The 17768-nt window shown below is 42.8% G+C and carries 18 protein-coding genes and 1 other annotated feature; of the genes, 2 read left to right on the top strand and 16 right to left on the bottom strand.

Translation table 11 applies throughout. The features are described from left to right. The 3 genes from BGM23_RS06745 to BGM23_RS06735 form a co-directional block, all read right to left on the bottom strand. Positions 1-312, bottom strand: a complete 312-nt coding sequence (locus BGM23_RS06745) for a rhodanese-like domain-containing protein (protein WP_015714554.1) — start codon at positions 310-312, stop codon at positions 1-3. 115 nt (positions 313-427) lie between these two features. Then, positions 428-2842 carry a leucine--tRNA ligase gene (gene leuS / locus BGM23_RS06740; RefSeq protein ID WP_015251406.1) on the bottom strand — a complete coding sequence of 805 codons (2415 nt, stop codon included), beginning with the start codon at positions 2840-2842 and terminating at the stop codon, positions 428-430. A gap of 107 nt (positions 2843-2949) precedes the next feature. Next, positions 2950-3164: a binding site (T-box leader), on the bottom strand. 102 nt (positions 3165-3266) lie between these two features. Next, a complete protein-coding gene (locus tag BGM23_RS06735; RefSeq protein ID WP_003246114.1) occupies positions 3267-3602 on the bottom strand; it encodes a DUF4257 domain-containing protein in 336 nt (111 codons plus the stop codon). Between the two features lie 403 nt (positions 3603-4005). Here BGM23_RS06735 and BGM23_RS06730 point away from each other — a divergent pair, with 403 nt between their 5' ends. Further along, positions 4006-4791, top strand: coding sequence for a YtvA family blue-light photoreceptor (locus BGM23_RS06730; RefSeq protein ID WP_032722366.1), 786 nt, complete (start codon positions 4006-4008; stop codon positions 4789-4791). A 236-nt stretch (positions 4792-5027) separates the two neighbouring features. Here BGM23_RS06730 and BGM23_RS06725 read toward each other — a convergent pair whose 3' ends face one another. After that, a complete protein-coding gene (locus BGM23_RS06725; RefSeq protein WP_004398741.1) occupies positions 5028-6221 on the bottom strand; it encodes an MDR family MFS transporter in 1194 nt (397 codons plus the stop codon). 188 nt (positions 6222-6409) lie between these two features. Between BGM23_RS06725 and BGM23_RS06720 the strand changes: the two genes are divergently transcribed. Continuing rightward, on the top strand, positions 6410-7156 hold the full coding sequence (locus tag BGM23_RS06720) for an LMBR1 domain-containing protein (protein WP_003229141.1): 747 nt from the start codon (positions 6410-6412) through the stop codon (positions 7154-7156). 36 nt (positions 7157-7192) lie between these two features. On the opposite strand, the gene bceB is transcribed toward BGM23_RS06720, so the two are convergent. The 12 genes from bceB to BGM23_RS06660 form a co-directional block, all read right to left on the bottom strand. Then, positions 7193-9133 (bottom strand): bacitracin ABC transporter permease BceB, encoded by a 1941-nt coding sequence (gene bceB / locus BGM23_RS06715; RefSeq protein ID WP_046663905.1) that lies wholly within the window; start codon positions 9131-9133, stop codon positions 7193-7195. Further along, on the bottom strand, positions 9123-9884 hold the full coding sequence (gene bceA, locus BGM23_RS06710; RefSeq protein WP_003229137.1) for a bacitracin ABC transporter ATP-binding protein BceA: 762 nt from the start codon (positions 9882-9884) through the stop codon (positions 9123-9125). The genes bceB and bceA overlap by 11 nt, the downstream gene beginning before the upstream one ends. A gap of 101 nt (positions 9885-9985) precedes the next feature. Next, positions 9986-10990, bottom strand: a complete 1005-nt coding sequence (gene bceS, locus BGM23_RS06705) for a two-component sensor histidine kinase BceS (RefSeq protein WP_003229135.1) — start codon at positions 10988-10990, stop codon at positions 9986-9988. Further along, positions 10983-11678 (bottom strand): two-component response regulator BceR, encoded by a 696-nt coding sequence (gene bceR, locus BGM23_RS06700; protein ID WP_046663906.1) that lies wholly within the window; start codon positions 11676-11678, stop codon positions 10983-10985. The genes bceS and bceR overlap by 8 nt, the downstream gene beginning before the upstream one ends. Before the next feature lie 96 nt (positions 11679-11774). Next, positions 11775-13085: an ABC transporter permease YtrF gene (gene ytrF / locus BGM23_RS06695; protein WP_029726912.1), complete on the bottom strand. Its 1311-nt coding sequence runs from the start codon at positions 13083-13085 to the stop codon at positions 11775-11777. Beyond that, positions 13075-13770, bottom strand: a complete 696-nt coding sequence (ytrE, locus tag BGM23_RS06690; protein ID WP_003229129.1) for an ABC transporter ATP-binding protein YtrE — start codon at positions 13768-13770, stop codon at positions 13075-13077. The genes ytrF and ytrE overlap by 11 nt, the downstream gene beginning before the upstream one ends. Before the next feature lie 14 nt (positions 13771-13784). Further along, a complete protein-coding gene (gene ytrD / locus BGM23_RS06685) occupies positions 13785-14762 on the bottom strand; it encodes an ABC transporter permease YtrD (protein WP_029726913.1) in 978 nt (325 codons plus the stop codon). Between the two features lie 29 nt (positions 14763-14791). Then, positions 14792-15778 carry an ABC transporter permease YtrC gene (ytrC, locus tag BGM23_RS06680; RefSeq protein ID WP_046663907.1) on the bottom strand — a complete coding sequence of 329 codons (987 nt, stop codon included), beginning with the start codon at positions 15776-15778 and terminating at the stop codon, positions 14792-14794. Next, on the bottom strand, positions 15772-16650 hold the full coding sequence (ytrB, locus tag BGM23_RS06675) for an ABC transporter ATP-binding protein YtrB (protein ID WP_003229123.1): 879 nt from the start codon (positions 16648-16650) through the stop codon (positions 15772-15774). The genes ytrC and ytrB overlap by 7 nt, the downstream gene beginning before the upstream one ends. Next, a complete protein-coding gene (gene ytrA / locus BGM23_RS06670) occupies positions 16643-17035 on the bottom strand; it encodes a GntR family transcriptional regulator YtrA (protein WP_003229121.1) in 393 nt (130 codons plus the stop codon). Before ytrA ends, ytrB begins: the two co-directional genes overlap by 8 nt. Before the next feature lie 33 nt (positions 17036-17068). Beyond that, on the bottom strand, positions 17069-17206 hold the full coding sequence (locus tag BGM23_RS21765; protein WP_003229119.1) for a hypothetical protein: 138 nt from the start codon (positions 17204-17206) through the stop codon (positions 17069-17071). Between the two features lie 154 nt (positions 17207-17360). Beyond that, complete coding sequence (locus BGM23_RS06660) at positions 17361-17633, bottom strand: YtzC family protein (protein ID WP_003229117.1); 273 nt, start codon at positions 17631-17633, stop codon at positions 17361-17363. Between the last annotated feature and the right edge of the window lie 135 nt (positions 17634-17768).

The following is a 17768-nucleotide window of genomic DNA, read 5'->3' as shown; positions in this document are numbered from 1 at the left end:
CTAGTTTTTTGGTTTTGTTTCGCCTTCCCAGGCCATCATGCCGCCTTCAACATTGACTGTTTTAAAGCCTTGCTCATCCAGGTACTTGCAGACGTTCATACTGCGCATTCCTGAGCGGCAGATAAATACGTACTCTTTGTCTTTATCAAGGGTTTCCATTTTTTCAGGAATTTCCCCCATGCGAATATGAACGGCTTGCGGGATCATGCCTTCCGCTACCTCTTCATCTTCTCTGACATCAATTAAATATAATTCTTCGTCCGCCTCAATTTTTTCTTTCAAAGCGGCTGTGCTGATTTCTTTTATTTCCAAAGAAAACACTCCTATTCACAGTGATCATGTTCAGTATATCAAAGTCAGCTGAACGATTGCTATTCTGAGACTGATGAAAAAAATCCCCTTTTGGCAAAGGGGATTTTTTCTAGGCTTAGTTTGCCACAATATTGACAAGCTTCCCAGGCACCGCGATGATTTTCCGAATCGTTTTGCCTTCAAGCTGCTCTTTGACCTTTTCATCTGCTTGAGCAAGCTGTTCCAGCTGTTCTTTCGTTGCATCGGCAGGAACCTGTAATTTCGCTTTTACTTTTCCGTTCAGCTGAACAACGATTTCAACTTCATCATCCACAAGTTTTGTTTCATCATATACAGGCCAAGCTTCGTAGGCAATTGTGCCGGAATGGCCAAGCTTCTCCCATAGCTCTTCCGCTAAGTGTGGCGCGACAGGAGAAAGAAGCTTCACGAAGCCTTCCATATATTCTTTCGGCAGTTCTGTTGCTTTATAAGCTTCATTAATAAAGACCATCAGCTGGGAAATACCCGTGTTGAAACGAAGGCCTTCATAATGGTCTGTGACTTTCATAACCGTTTCATGATAGACGCGCTCCAATGTTTCACCAGCGCCTTCAACGATTTTGCCATTAAGCTCACCGTTTTCTTCAACAAATAGGCGCCATACACGGTCAAGGAAACGACGCGCACCGTCTAATCCTGATTCAGACCAGGCGATTGAAGCATCAAGAGGCCCCATGAACATTTCGTACAATCTCAGGGTATCAGCACCGTGAGAGGACACGATTTCGTCAGGGTTGACAACGTTCCCTTTAGATTTACTCATTTTTTCGTTATTTTCACCGAGAATCATTCCTTGGTTGTACAGCTTTTGGAACGGTTCTTTCGTCGGCACTACACCGATATCATAAAGGAACTTATGCCAGAAGCGGGCATACAGAAGGTGAAGCACGGCATGCTCTGCACCGCCGATATACATATCGACCGGAAGCCATTTTTCCAATTTTTCTGGTGATGCCAGCTGATCCGGATTGTGCGGATCAATATAGCGCAAGAAATACCAGCAGCTTCCCGCCCATTGCGGCATTGTATTCGTTTCTCTTCTTCCTTTTTTCCCTGTCTCAGGGTCTGTGACTTCCACCCACTCTTTAATGTTCGCAAGCGGTGATTCGCCCGTTCCGCTCGGTTTGATTTCATCCGTTTTCGGCAAAATCAGCGGCAGCTCCTCTTCAGGGACAGCTGTTGACGTTCCGTCTTCCCAATGAATGACCGGAATCGGCTCGCCCCAATAACGCTGGCGGCTGAAGAGCCAGTCACGAAGACGGTACGTCACTTTCTTCTCACCGTTTTTCGTTTCTTCCAGCCAAGCGATCACTTTCTCAATCGCTTCCTGTTTGTGAAGGCCGTTCAGGAAATCAGAGTTCACGTGCTCGCCGTCGCCAGTATAGGCTGCTTCCTCAACGTTCCCGCCTTTTACGACTTCCTTCACCGGAAGGCCGAATGTTTTGGCGAATTCAAAATCACGCTCATCGTGTCCAGGAACTGCCATGACAGCACCTGTTCCGTATGATGCAAGAACATAATCCGCAATCCAAATCGGCAGTTTTTCTCCGTTTACAGGATTGATCGCATACGCTCCTGTAAATACGCCTGTCTTTGTTTTCGCAAGATCTGTGCGTTCTAGGTCACTCTTTGATTGAATTTCTTTGATATAAGCTTCAACAGCTTCTTTTTGCTCTGCCGTTGTGATGTTTTCCACCAATGCGTGTTCCGGGGCAAGGACAGTGTATGTAGCGCCAAACAGCGTATCTGGTCTTGTTGTAAACACCGTAAAGGAATCATCATGTCCATCTATAGCAAAATGAACGTGAGCGCCTTCCGAACGGCCGATCCAGTTGCGCTGCATATCTTTAATGCTTTCCGGCCAATCAAGCTCTTCCAAGTCCTCAAGGAGCCTGTCCGCATAAGCGGTGATTTTCAGCATCCACTGCTTCATTGGGCGTCTCTCTACCGGATGGCCGCCGCGTTCGCTCTTGCCGTCAATGACTTCTTCGTTGGCAAGAACAGTACCGAGCGCAGGGCACCAGTTTACAGGCACTTCGTCAACGTAAGCAAGGCCTTTTTCGTATAGCTTTAAGAAAATCCATTGCGTCCATTTATAGTATTCAGGGTCAGTCGTATTGATTTCGCGATCCCAGTCATATGAGAAGCCAAGCGCTTGAATTTGGCGGCGGAAGTTATCAATATTCTGCTTCGTAAACACAGCGGGGTCGTTCCCTGTGTCAAGCGCGTATTGTTCAGCTGGCAGGCCGAATGCGTCCCAGCCCATTGGATGAAGGACATCATAGCCCTGCATGCGCTTCATGCGGGACAGAATATCCGTAGCTGTGTATCCTTCAGGATGGCCGACGTGCAACCCAGCTCCAGACGGGTAAGGAAACATGTCCAGCGCGTAGAATTTTTGTTTTTCATTATTATCAAGAGTGGCAAATGTTTTGTTTTCAAGCCAATATGTTTGCCATTTCTTTTCTATCTCTTTGTGCTGAAAACTCAAAGTAAAAACCTCCTTCTGATTGAATACGGCGTGTATGGTTCAAGTATTGACGGGAAGGAGAGGATTATTCAGAATATTCCCAAACTAAAAAAAACTCCCTCATCCCTAAAAGGGACGAGAGACTTTCGTTTTCCCGCGGTACCACCCTCGTTAGCGCGGCATACGCCGCACTCACTTGATACTTTTAACGCAGTTATGCGTCAGCGGCTTTTCACCGCTGCAACTCTGAGGTGAGTTCGGAAACAAACTTGATTGACTTTCACCAGCCGTCAACTCTCTGCAACAATATCTGTTTCTTACTGCTTCTCTTCATTGTTCTTATCGCAACCGTAATCTAACTGTATTTTATAGAATTCTGTTCATAAGTGCAAGCAGGTTTGTATACAATGGGAATGTACCCTGAACGGGCGGAGATTGAGGACAATTATTCGGGTGGAGTTTTGGTTTGACGTTTGGACTCGGCCGGTTCGCCGCCGCTGTTCAGTTCTCTCACAAAGTCAAAACTTCTGAGAACAGCTTCACCGCCGTAGCCTGAGATAATGGATAAGATGACAAGTTGAATTCCTGAATCGGGGTCAGCGGATAATACAAGTAAAATGGAAGCCGTCATGCCGATAAACCAATCTTCCAAAAATCCAAGGTAGATAAACCGCTTCGTCATTCTGGGCTTCTCCAGCCTGCCTCTCTTTTTCACATGACCGAGAATCCCCATGATTCCTCCAATTACACAAGCAATGAGTACCTGATGCAGCATCTTCATCATCACCTTCCTAAAGCCCTTATTTCGTAAAGCGACTTCAGGCCATCCAGCCCCCTTAAACGATTCCGATGATTTTCGATATCTACATACCGGCAAATCTGTAAAAAGCTTGTTTCTTCCATTATATGTGAACACATGATCGGTAAGCTTGATGCATTGGATTCATTTTTCACCCAGTGACATTGACCTAGTCACCTATTTAGCATGTAGAAAACCTTTCCGTTCATATGTTCAAATTCTGTTCTTATTTTTAGTGTATACGAGGACAAGCCCTAATGACAAACAACAAACTGCACTTGCTTGAATCAGAACATGTGTTGTGCTACGGTTACTGTAGAATTCATTTTAAAAAGGGGAATATCAGGCTTTCGCATAGCAAGCTGACGGCCTAAGGGGGATTTATATGGCTAGTTTTCAATCATTTGGGATACCAGGACAGCTGGAAGTCATCAAAAAAGCGCTTGATCACGTGCGAGTCGGTGTGGTAATTACAGATCCCGCACTTGAAGATAATCCTATTATCTACGTAAATCAAGGCTTTGTTCAAATGACCGGCTACGAGACCGAGGAAATTTTAGGAAAGAACTGCCGCTTCTTACAGGGGAAACACACAGATCCTGCAGAAGTGGACAACATCAGAACCGCTTTACAAAATAAAGAACCGGTCACCGTTCAGATTCAAAACTACAAAAAAGACGGAACGATGTTCTGGAATGAATTAAATATTGATCCAATGGAAATAGAGGATAAAACGTATTTTGTCGGAATTCAGAAAGACATCACCAAGCAAAAAGAGTATGAAAAGCTTCTCGAGGATTCCCTCACGGAAATTACTGCACTTTCAACTCCTATTGTCCCGATTCGCAATGGCATTTCGGCTCTTCCGCTAGTCGGAAACCTGACAGAGGAGCGATTTAATTCCATTGTTTGCACATTGACGAATATCTTATCAACATCCAAAGATGATTATTTGATCATTGATTTATCCGGATTGGCCCAAGTGAACGAACAAACGGCCGACCAAATTTTCAAGCTGAGCCATTTGCTGAAATTGACCGGAACTGAGTTAATCATTACCGGCATTAAGCCTGAATTGGCCATGAAAATGAATAAACTGGATGCCAATTTTTCGTCGCTGAAAACATATTCAAATGTAAAGGATGCCGTTAACGTGCTTCCGATTATGTAAAAAGATCCCGCTCATCCGGCGGGATCTTTCAGATTGTTGACAAAATCCTAAAATGGTTTTCATTTTAGGATTTTGTCATCTTTTCAGCGTGATTGAAAACCCTTGAAGTCTAGGAAGGACGAGCATAGGAGCGGAGCGAATGTTCTAATTCGTGAGCACCGAAGCGCAGGCCTGACAACGAATGCGAGGGTTTGTCGACACGCTGAAAGATCCCGCTCACCCAGCGGGATCTTTTATTATGAAGAGATTGATGCCTGCTTATTTGTTTCTTTAGCTGATTTTATCCGTTTGTCATATAGAAGCGTTGTGGCAATACTGATCAGCAGCAATACCAACAGAGATAAAACAAGAGCCCTAATGCCGTAATGATCGACAAGCACTCCTCCGAACAGGGGACCAATCATTCTGCCGCCTGTCGCCGCACTGTTGACAAAGCCTTGATAAAAGCCTTCTTTCCCTTTAGGGGCAAGCTGATTGGCAATAGTCGGCACAGCAGGCCAAACAAGCATTTCTCCGATAGTCAGGATCACCATCGCAGCGAGAAACATCGGAAATTGCTTTGCAGTCAGCAGCATGCTGAAAGACACAATAAAAATGATAAAGCCGATGACCATTTGCGCTTTTAGCGACTCGGCCCATTTTTTCACCACAAAACTGACGAGCGGCTGGCCGAGCACAATGAGAATTCCGTTAACCGTCCACAGCACGCTGTATAAGGAAAGAGATATTCCAATGCTTTGTGTGTACGAAGCAATTGTGGTTGACCACTGAGAATAAGCCAGCCATCCGAGTACATAGCCTCCGCTTAAAATGATCAGTGCGGCAAATTTTGCTTTGCTGTTCACAGCATCATAATCAAGCACGGATGTTTGGGATGCATCGCCCGTTTGAATATTTCGAAATCCGAAATATACAATAAAGAAAAAGATCAGATACAATACGGCATTTGCCAAAAATACATATGAAAACGAGAAAGATGCCACGACACCGCCAAGCGCTGAACCAACGGCCACGCCCGCGTTTTGCGCGACATATATCGCATTAAATGCCTTCCTTCCCCCTTCAGGCCATACCGATCCCGCCATTGCGTAGCTTGCCGGAAAAACAACACCGGAGCCAAAGCCCACAATCGTCAGCAGCACAATATAGGCTGGCCAATCATGAAAAAAGACAAGACCCATCAGGCTTGCTAACGTAATGGCTATCCCAAGCATAATCGATTTAAAACCGCCGATTTTATCAAACAAAAAACCTCCGCATAAATTGCCAGCCACACTGGCGCCGGAATTCAGCATCAGGACAAGTCCGGCTACTGTTAACGACTTTCCTAAATGATTATGGATATAAATCGTATTCAGCGGCCATAAAAAAGAAGCACCCGTCACATTGATAAACATTCCAATGACTAAAATTTTAAGAGCACGCGGCATACTCATCCCCCTTTCTTACCTAAAAAAGCTCATGAAAAAAACGAAACCTAAAACGGCTCCGTACGAATCCAGTTATCATAGCACATTCATTCTATCTGTCTCTCTCACATTTTTCAACTGATGAGCGTGAAAAAATCTAACAAATATTGTTTGAAAAATGTAAAATAAATAGAAAAAGGGGTCATATTATGGAAATGGTATTAGCATTCTTAGGTTTTCTGGCATGTCTCATTGCACTGGGCTATGGATTATATCACCTTGTCAGATATGTACTGAAAAAGGAAAAACGTTTCTCAAAGAGACTTTTTTGGCCGCTTTTCATTGGAGGCCTTGTGCTGCTCTTTACCGGGGCAGCATTGGCAGAACCTGACACTGCCGCAGCAAATGCCGAGAAAAAATATTCAGCGCTAAACGCCGAATATAAAAACCTCACAAAAGAGCACGAAGAACTTGAGAAAGAATATAAATCTGTCAGCTCTGAAGCAAAGAAATTAAAAGACAACAAAGAAGATCAAGACAAGCTTGAGAAGCTTAAAAACGAAAATAGCGATCTAAAAAAGACTCAGAAATCATTAAAAGCTGAGATTAAAGAGCTTCAAGAAAATCAAAAGCAGCTCAAAGAAGATGCAAAAACGGCAAAGGCTGAAAATGAAACACTTCGACAAGATAAAACAAAGCTTGAAAATCAATTAAAAGAGACGGAAAGCCAAACCGCCAGCTCTCATGAAGACACTGGAAGTTCTTCAAACAATACGAGTAAAAGTGATGAAACCAAAACAGCTGACAAAGCAGAAGGCTGTAATATCAAAGGAAGCAGAAACGGCATCTACCACACGCCAGGCAGTACATACTACGACCGGACAACCGATCCGGCTGAAATGTTTTGCTCAGTTGAAGAAGCTGAAGCCGCCGGTTATCGGGCGCCAAAACGATAAACAAAAAGCTCCAGAATGTCTGGAGCTTTTTCTGTTTCACAACGACGATTTAATGACCTTCTTATAATAAAGAACTGACAGAAAACCAAAAATGGAGTAGAGCGCAGTATATAACACCATCACCATAATCATAGGCGCCCATACCTCTGATCCGAATAAGAACCAGCCGGATTGGACGGCAAAGTAACTGTGGAAGAGGCCGACAACGAGCGGAATGCCGAAGTTGTACATTTGTTTGATGCGTATCCCCTTTATCAGGTCGCCCTGCGTAAAGCCGAGTTTTCTTAAAATTGTATAGCTCGGTTTTTCATCTTCACTTTCACCCATTTGTTTAAAATAAAGGATACAACCTGATGTAATCAGGAACGTTAACCCTAAGAAGCCGACGATGAACATCACCATACCAAACAGTGATTTTTGCGCAGCGCTTGTATCTAGTCTTGATAAATGCTCGTTTTTCTTGTTCACCTGTTGAAAAAGCTCATTTGCTTTTTCCATTTGATCGTCATGTTTCACATTGACGCCGATAAATGTAGATTGCGCCAGCTGAATGCGGGGGTCTTTATCCTTGTCCAGCTGTTTAAACAGACTGTCATCCACAATGACAGCGGGCATGCCCCCGCTTGTAAACGTGTAGGATACAAGAAACTCTTCTCTTAATCCTTTATATTTTAATGGCTGCGTCTCGTGCTTGCTTTTTACTTTAATAACACCAGAGTCCTTGAAAACCATTATTTTTTGCAGCAAGTCGGTGTATCCTGAGAAAACGGCTTCTCCAGCCGCCACATCGACTCCTTTTACATCTTTGTCGCTAACAACAGCAAGCTGCATATTGCTGGGATCGCCCTGCATCTCTTTCGGAGTTCCATCCATAATATTTGCAATGTCAACATTTGCTTGCAGGACAGGTGTTGCCTTTTTTACAAACGAGATGTTGCTTTCCCTCAATCTGTTTTCAAATAACTTGGCATCTTTCTCATTCATGAATGAAAAATCAGCCGCTACATTTTGTTCAGCGGTCTTTTCTGACGAGTAATACGAGATATATGCAAGAGATAACAGCCCGATCGCAAGTGCTGAAACGGTTGTAATAATCGTCAGCAGCAGCGCATTCGATTTCATTCTGAACATGATTGATGACAGTGACAGGACCTCAGAAATATTTAAGTAGCCGCCCTTGCTTTTTCGAATGATATTCGAGATAAACGTAACTGATCCTTTATAAAACAAAAACGTCCCGATAATGACGCTCCCCAGAATGAAGCTCATCGCACCAAACAGTTCATTAATGGTCTTAAATTTTCCGCCAAACAGCTCAGAAGACACATAGTATCCTGTCAAAATCAACACGATGCCTAAAGCGCCGATTATCATTTGGAAAAATGATATTTTCTTTACTTTGTCTTCAGTGGAGGACGTTACTTTAAACAAAGATAAAATACTCTGTTTTTTGATAAACGTATAATTCATGATCATGATCAAAAGGTAAATGCCGCAGAACACAATGACCGTTTGGACCAAGGCCTGCTCAGAAAAATGCAGTTTCGCATCCGCTTTGACATCGACAATTTTGAACAGAATCATCAAGACAAGCTTCGATATCGAAAACCCGGCCGCTACCCCGATCGCTAATGAACCGAAATACAGCATGACATTTTCTGCACTTAAGATGCGAAAAATTTTATGCTTCGTCATTCCAATTAATTGAAACAGCCCGATTTCTTTACTCCGTCTCTTAATAAAAATCGTATTGGCATATAAAATGAAGATCGCCACTACAGCCACAAGCAAAATCGAAGCGGTTTTAATAGCCGCGGCTCCCTTGATTGAAGCCTTCACTTCGTTAATTGCTGGATCATACTGCAGCGTGACAAAGGCGAAATAAAGCGCCACGCTAAAGATGAGCGCAAACACATACAAATAGTAATTCCGGAGATTCTTTTTCAAATTTCGCAGGATGAGCTGATTAATGTTCATGCTGCACCCCGCCTAACACGCCTTGCGTTTTCATAATATCCTGGAAAAACGTTTGCCTGTCCTGGCCCCCTTTATTCAGCTGTGTATACATTTGCCCGTCCTTAATAAAAATGACTCTGCCGCAGTAGCTGGCAGCGACGGGATCATGGGTAACCATAATAATCGTCGCGTTGCGTTTTTGATTGAGCTGGCTCAGCTTATTTAATAGATCGGAGGCCGATTTCGAATCGAGCGCGCCGGTCGGTTCATCAGCGAAAATAATGCTCGGGTCATGAATAAACGCTCTTCCAGCGGATGTTCTCTGCTTCTGGCCGCCGGAAATTTCATTCGGGTATTTATCCCGCAATTCATATATTCCCAGTTCCTTGGCAACTTCCTCAAACTTGCGATTGGCTTCCTTTTTTGATAGTTTCGTGATCGATAAAGGCAGAAGGATATTCTCTTTCACTGTCAATGTGTCTAACAAATTGTAATCCTGAAAGATAAAACCTAAATGCTGTTTTCTAAATTCAGCCAGCTGCTTTTCCTTCATAGCCGTCATGTCATTTCCATTAATATGAATGGTTCCGTGACTGACCTGATCGATTGAGGACAGAACGTTGAGCAAAGTGGTTTTTCCCGACCCGGAAGCACCCATAATACTGACGAATTCGCCCTTTTCAATGTGAATATCGATGCCCTTCAGCACTTCCTGTTTATTCAGCTTGTTTCCATAACTTTTTCGAATTTTATTCGCTTCTAAAATCACCATTTACGCAGTCTCCTTTATATTGGATAATCTCATTATAAAAAGGAATGCCGGGCTTTTCCTTCGATACGGCGAACAAAAAAGAAAAGCATGTGACATTTTCGTCACACGCTTATGACATGTTCAAATTGATTCCGTATTGGAAAGGTTAATGTAAAAACTGTTCCCGCACCAAACTCCGACTCAACATCAATATGGATCAATAACGGCGCCGCTGCTTTTTTTGCCAAGTACAGCCCCATGCCAGTTGACGCTTGATCATGGTGATCCGTTGTGGATGTAAACCCTTTATCAAAAATACGCGGTACATCTTTTGGATCAATGCCCCTGCCACAGTCCTTCACTTGGAGCTGCGTCTGTTCCCCTTTTTGAAAGCTTTTGATCTCGATTTCAGAGGCTTCGCTGTATTTCACCGCGTTTGTCAGCAGCTGCCTGATGATAAACGCCAGCCATTTTGCATCGCTCAGCACTTCTTTGGCCTCGAGCTTTATGTCAAAACCGATCCCTTTTTGGATACACCACGATTGTAAATCTTTGATTTCTTTAAAGATCAAAGGCTGAAGCTGAATGAATTCTACTGACAGATCGTTTTCAATAAATGATATGCGTTTTTGATGAAGCTGCTGATCAAGAAGCAGGTGAATACGCAGCCATTCATATGACAGCTGGGATTTCAGTGCTTTTTCTTCCATTCTATCAATGATTAAATGCATCGCTGTTAATGGGGTTTTGACCTCATGTATCCATGCCATCAGCTCATCTTTTTCATTTTCCAATGCTAAGCGATGCCGTGCTGCGGTCTGCTTCAAGTGTTCTGTTTGCCCGGCAATGCTTCTTTCAACCATTGCTTCAAACGGCGTTTCCGGTTCATTTATGGCTGTCACATCGAGATTGTTCTCCCATGTTTTCAAGCTTTTATAAAACGCTGTTTCTTTCCGATAGCGGAACCAAAGGAATATGATAAAAAACAAAATGCACAAATACACCATATAAAGTACATTCCCAAATGATATGGAAGGATCGACAAAAGCAATGAACAGCATCAAAGCCTGCTGAAACAAAAAAGCGGCAATCCAGCTCCGCCTTTCGATAAGGAATGCTTTAATCATAGAACTTGTCCTCTTCCTTCGCGATGTAGCCCTGGCCCACCTTTGTCTCGATATATGCACCAAGCTGCAGGGCGTCCAGTTTTTTTCGCAGGCGATTGACATTGACGGTCAGCGTATTATCACTAACAAAACGCTCATCGTTCCACAAGCTTCTGATCAGCTCTTCCCGGCTGACGATCTTGTTTTTTTGCTCTATTAATTGTTTTAGAATGAACATTTCATTTTTGGTCAGTTCAACAGATCCTTTGTCATTGCTGATGAGGTTCTGCTCCGCGTCTACAGCAGCGCCGCACCACGTTTTAATCGTATTCGGCTCCGTATTATAATGGTGCACACGCCGGAACATCGCTTGGATTTTCGCAATCAGCACATCAAAATGAAATGGCTTTTGGATAAAGTCATCTGCCCCGAGCTGCATAGACATCACCATATCAGCAGGATGATCCCGGGAGGATAAAAAGAGAATCGGAACATTTGACCGGGAGCGGATCAGCCGGCACCAATGAAAACCGTCAAATTTAGGCAGCTGCACATCAATAATGACACAATCAGGATTAACCGCCGCAAATTCCTGCAGCACCTGACTGAAATCCTGAATGCCGTATACATCATAGGACCATCCCGTTAAACGATCCTTGATTTCATGAAACAGCGATTCATCATCTTCAATCAGCAAAAGTTTAAACAATCAACTCACCGCACTTTTTCCTTTTTTATCAAGTGTATAGCAAAACGCCAGCATGCGCTATAGAAAAAGCCGGCTGTCTCAGCCGGCTCGTTCACATTATAATTCTCTTCTCAACGCTGTCAGCACGTTGGTTTTGGTTGCTTTTCTCGCCGGGTTCATTCCGGAAATGACTGCGACCCCTCCGCAAATCACAACGGCAATGATCACAAGGCTCGCCGGGATGTAGGAGAATGTGTAATTCAAGTCGCCCGCATCGCCTCCGCTTGTGGCCGCGAGAATCATCGGAACGGCCAGGTTGACAAGGTAGCTGACGCCGTAGGAAATGATAATTCCAATCACACAGCCTAAAATCCCGATATACGCGCTTTCCATCAGGAACATTCGGCGAATGATAGACGGACTCGCCCCAATCGCTTTCATAATGCCGATCTCTTGCGTTCTCTCTGTCACCGCCATCGTCATCGTGTTAAAAATGCCGATCGCTGAAATGATAACTGCGATACATCCGACAAAGATCAGTCCGATTTTGAAGACCATGAAGAAGGTGTTGGCCCCCTCAAGTTCGGTAGTCACTGATGTGACATAGTACCCGTCATCTGTTAGATCATTTGTCAGCTGTTCCACATTCTCAAACTTATCAGCAAAAACGCCAATCTTAGTTTCAACATTTCCGTATTTGAAATCTAAGAATTCCGAAAAATCTTTTTTGAATTGATCACTGATAAAAATGTTTGAGTCCTCCATCCAGTCTTGAGATGGTTTTTTTGTAATACCGACAATTTTAAAGTCATATGTTTTTGTTTTTGTAACATCCCCTGTTTTAGGATCTGTCTTCGATACACTTAGTTCTATTGTTTTGTTCAGAATATCTTTCGTATAGCCCTTTGGTTCTTTTATATCTTCTGGATTTCCTTTTGCCTCCTCGATTTTTTTGTTATAATCTTCCGATTCTTTTTTCGTTAATAATCTCTTTGCGAAGTCGTATCCTACTACGATTTCATTTTCCGACTTTGCGACTCTTCCCTTTTCCAATTCCATATTGGCCTTTAATTCATCATTCATATTAGTAAAAATGAGATTTGAGCTTTCATTTGTACGATTGCCTAAAGTAGCTTTGTTTGGTTCATACACTTGCGTTCTTTCTACAACTGACCTTACGTGATCATACTTCTCTAAATCAGCTTTTTTAATAGGCTTGTCTCCTTCCTTGCCCATTACACTGACTTTCGTTACAACCTGCTGGCTCATTGTCATATCTGTAATTGTCTTTTGAATCCCAAATCCAACGGACGACAGCACAACCAAAAACGCACACGCCATTGTTGTTGCAAGAATCGTCATAAAGACGCGAAGTCTGTTTTTCTTCATATTTCTTCTGATAAAATGAACCTGATCCTTAAACCTCAACGGTAATTCCTCCTTTTAGCACACCATCATGAAGCTGAAATTTTGAATGTCCGATAGAAGCGACTTCATCATCGTGAGTAATGATCACAAATGTAATGCCACGCTCACGATTCAGCTGCTGGATCAATTCCAGCACTTCATGTTCCGTTTCTGAATCAAGGCTTCCCGTCGGCTCATCCGCTAAGATAATCGAAGGATTTAAAATCAATGCTCGAGCAATACTGACACGCTGCTGCTGGCCGCCTGACAGTTCATTCGGATAATGAGCGGCGTGGTTTTCCAGACCGACGCGTTTCAGCATGTCCTGCACCTTTTGCTTCCGCTCAGATGGCTTGATTCCTTTTAACGCCAGCGGCATTTCCACATTCTCATACGTCGTTAAACCCGGGATGAGCTGAAAGCTCTGAAAAATAAACCCGAAATGGTCAAGCCGAAATTGCGCCCATTCCTTTTCATTAAACCCCGTAACATCAGTGCCATTAATGACAATCCGCCCTTTTGTCGGCGATATGTAGCCGGAAATTAAATTCAAAAGCGTTGATTTCCCTGAGCCGCTTCGTCCGACAATGCAGGCGATTTCCCCTTTCGCCACGCTCAATGAAACATCCTTCAATACTGGAACTTCATTCTCACGGCCCTTTTTTCCGATCGTGAAAGAATGGTCGATATGCTGAACATCAATCATATGTTCTCTCTCCCTTACAAAAGTTTCATTTTTTTATAAATCGCAAAATAACTAATCAAGAAACCGATTACCGCACCTGTACCCATGCCAATGAGATAACCGGCAAAGCTCTCGCTTGCAGTAAATCCAAAATAGCCGAAGCCCATGATTCCTATGATAATAACGATGATCTGCACCGGGCGGTTAAGCGGCTTCCATAAGAAGAAATATCCGTTTCTTTCATTAGACATTTTAACAAAGCTAATATAGCCGATGATGTAAAAAATGATAGTCATGATAGCCGGAATGACTAAATAATATGGTGAATTCTCAGCCCATTTCGAGTCTACATAAATTATCGGAATGAAATACTGCACCCATTTAGGTACTGGACCATGGATAAAATCTATTGATCCGCCAAAAAGGATCTCGAGGTTGATCGCAGGCAGGCTGATGAGCAAAAATGGCGAAATGGCCACGGTAAATGAGACTAGAAGCTGTGCGAAACTATTGCCTGTCAAAGCTCCTCCCGCCATAACAAGCGAATAAGCCAGCATGCTGACAATGATCATTCCAAGGCTGTAATTGTGAAAATAAACGGCCTGATCTGGCTTCAAAAGCATGATCAGCAAAACAGACAAAACATAACCTATGAGCTGCGGCACCACAATCACCATTCCGCCGGTAAGGAACTTCGCATGAAATATCTGCCCTCTTGTATACGGAAGGCTTAATGTAAAATCAAAAAAGCCCTTGCTTCGTTCAATCCCTAGCTGGCTGACCGCTAAAACGACACCCCAAATCCAGAACACTGAGATAAATGTACCGTTTAAATAGTTAATCGAAAATACGCAGTTTCCGACCCACTCGTTCTGATGATCAACGCAGCCTTGATATGAGATGTACGTATTTAAAACGGTAAAAGGATTGCTAAGCATAAGTACGAAAAAAACCGTGGTTAGCAGAGCTTTATTTTGCTTCCACTCTTTATAAAATAGCCCGGAATCTGGCACACCACTTCCCTCCAAACCGAAAGTATTCCTTAATGTTTCATTTTCTTATTAATAGCGAAGTAGCTCACAAAGAATCCAACAACTGCCCCAATGATCATTCCTAAAATATAACCAATCATTGATTGTCCGGCAGAGTATCCAAACAAACCAAATCCAAGAATACCAAAAGCCATAATCAGAATTTGCACCGGACGGTCTAATCTGTTCCATAAGAAAAAGTGTCCGTTTCGTTCACTTGGAAGCTTTTTGAAGCTTATCAAACCAATCAAGTAAAACAGAATGCTCATGGCAGCTGGAATCATTAAAATATATTTACTATCGATAAGCCAGTCACTTGCAACATAACCAATGGGCACAAGATATAATAAATTGCTCGTCAGAGAGAAATACGCCTCAGGGGAAGGGAACATTTCCCATATATTCACACCAAAAACAACTTCAAAGTTTCCAACCGGCAATGCAACAATTAAATACGGCAATACCGCAGCAGCAAATGCCGTTAATAACTGGGCAAAAACACTCCCCGTTAATGCACCAGCAGCCATCAACAAACAATAAGCCATAAAACTAATCACAATTACTCCAACGCTGCTGTGCTCAAAAAAGTAGACGTGTTCAGGGCTATAAACAAGAATTAGCAGCCATGCGAGTAAAAAGCCAATCAATTGCGACAGCACAATCACAAAACCGCCTAACCAAAATTTCGTCTGGAAAATTTGGCTTCTGTTATATGGAAGGCTTAATATAAAATCCATCGTGCCTTTCGAACGTTCCATTCCTAGGAAGCAGACCGCCAAAATGACACCCGGCACCCAGTTGAGATCTATCAGATTGCTTATGGAATAATTCACAATAAAATCACAATATTGCGGGTCTTGGCGATCAAGACATCCTTGATAAGACAAATACGTATTAACGATAGAAAGCGGATTTGCCAGCACTAAAAACGCGATACTTAACAAAATCACCACTTGATTCTGCTTCCACTCTCGATAGAGGAGACCTCGGTCTACCATCTCCGCTTCCCTCCAAACTTCGCAATGAACACTTCTTCCAGGTTGACAGGAAGCTCATTCCATACTTTTGGCTTCAGCTCTCTCAAAAAGCTCTTTTTCTCCTCATCGCTTTTCGGAATCAGCACTGTGTAAAACACGCCGGCCTGATCGAGCATCGGAATGTTTTGCTCTCTGATGGCCAGATTGACATCTGTGTCAAACGCCATTTGTATTTTGATGTATTCTTCTTTTAATTCATCAAGATCCATGACGTTGGTCAGCCTGTTATCTTCAAGAAAGCCAATTCGGTTGCACATCCGCTCTATGTCTTCAAGCCGGTGGGACGTAATCAGGATACTCGTATCACGCTCTGCCACTTCATCGACCATCAGCTGCAGCACATCATGTCTAGTTACCGCATCAATACCATCCGTCGGCTCATCAAGGAGGATCAGCGCCGGTCTCGCCGCAAACGACAGAACGAGCGATAGCTGCTTTTTTAAGCCTGTCGACAGCTCACGGTATTTTTTCGTTTCCGGAATTTCGTATCTGTTCATCAGCTCATTCGCGTACGTGACATCAAATTTCGGATATATTCTTCTCAAAATATCGACTAACTGCTTGTATGTATACTTATCGTAAAACGGATTTTGAACAGGCATGTAGATGATATTTTGTTTGACTTTCGGGTGCTTTTTGATTTCTACGCCGTCAAATAAAATCGTTCCGCTGTCAGCGAAAATGATTTGCTGGATTAAGCGAAGCATCGTCGTTTTGCCCGATCCATTGCGTCCAAGCAATCCAAAGATTTCTCCTTTTTCGATTGTTAATGAAACATCTTTTAATACTTGATTGCCGTCAATCGCTTTTGACAGCTGCCGCAGTTCAATCATTTTTTTTGCCTCCCTTCACATCAGCGCTGATTTCCTTTATCCATTCGTGCAGTTTTTCCAGCTCAACCCCTGCATAGTGTGCATCGATGATGAGCTGTTTGAGTTGCTCTTTAATCATCGTCATCTTCCCTTCAACCAGTGTCGTTTTTGCATTCTCCGATATATAGGTCCCTCTGCCCCGCAGCGTCTCAATAATCCCCTCTCGCTCAAGTTCTTTATACGCTTTGCTGACAGTGTTCGGATTCGCAATAATGATCGTTGCCAATTCTCTGACAGAAGGAAGCTTATCACCAGGCTTCATGATCCCTTTCAAACAAAGCTCTTTCATTTGCTGAATAATTTGTTCGTAAATGGGTGTTGAGCTTCTTGGATCGATTTGAATCATTTACTTCCCTACTTTCTATACGATCTGAACCTTTTATAGATAAAAATGATCAATTATACTTTTTTGCCATTCAAAACCGATCATCACGAGAACAAGAAAAAAAGAACAAGCGATCACAGATGCCGCAATCAGCATTGGCACGTTACGTTTGTTTCGTTTTTTATGTTTCATAACTGCCTCCCTTAATGTCAATATATAAATGATTTTATATTAGTGTCTACAGTGTATTACTTCAATTAGTACACTTAATACAATAAATACTTTGACTCACAAAGTCAATCCTTTTTTTACAAAAAAACGGACCCTTTTAAAAGGGTCCGTTTTCCTACACATCAAGAGGGTGCTGCAGGATCATATTATTTTGCAAAGATTGAAGCTGAAGCCTCATTCTGTACAGCTGTTCTCTCTGCTGATCATTTGACGACAGCCATAGCTTATTCAAGGCATTTACCGCATCTTCAAGCTGCATTTGTGCATCACTATATTCTTGATCGTTATAATGCTCTTGTTTAGAAGCGATTTTCAGCTGTTCTTCAGCATAATCATAGGCCTGCATACATTGCTGGAGATGTTCATCTACTGATTGTCTTGTTGCCACAGTAACCCCTCCTCTTGGTAATGGAAATCATCCATCATTCATATTGTAGCCTCATCTGACTTTATTCAATAAAGTAATTTATGGTCGATATTCATTTGTTCTCTTGTGAAATGCGTGCTACAATTTTAGGATGCA

It is taken from the genome of Bacillus sp. FJAT-14266 (assembly GCF_001719225.1).
In the GTDB taxonomy this organism is placed as follows: Bacteria; Bacillota; Bacilli; order Bacillales; family Bacillaceae; genus Bacillus; species Bacillus subtilis.
Note: the sequence above shows the minus strand (reverse complement) of the source record. Positions and strands in the feature narration are given on the sequence as shown.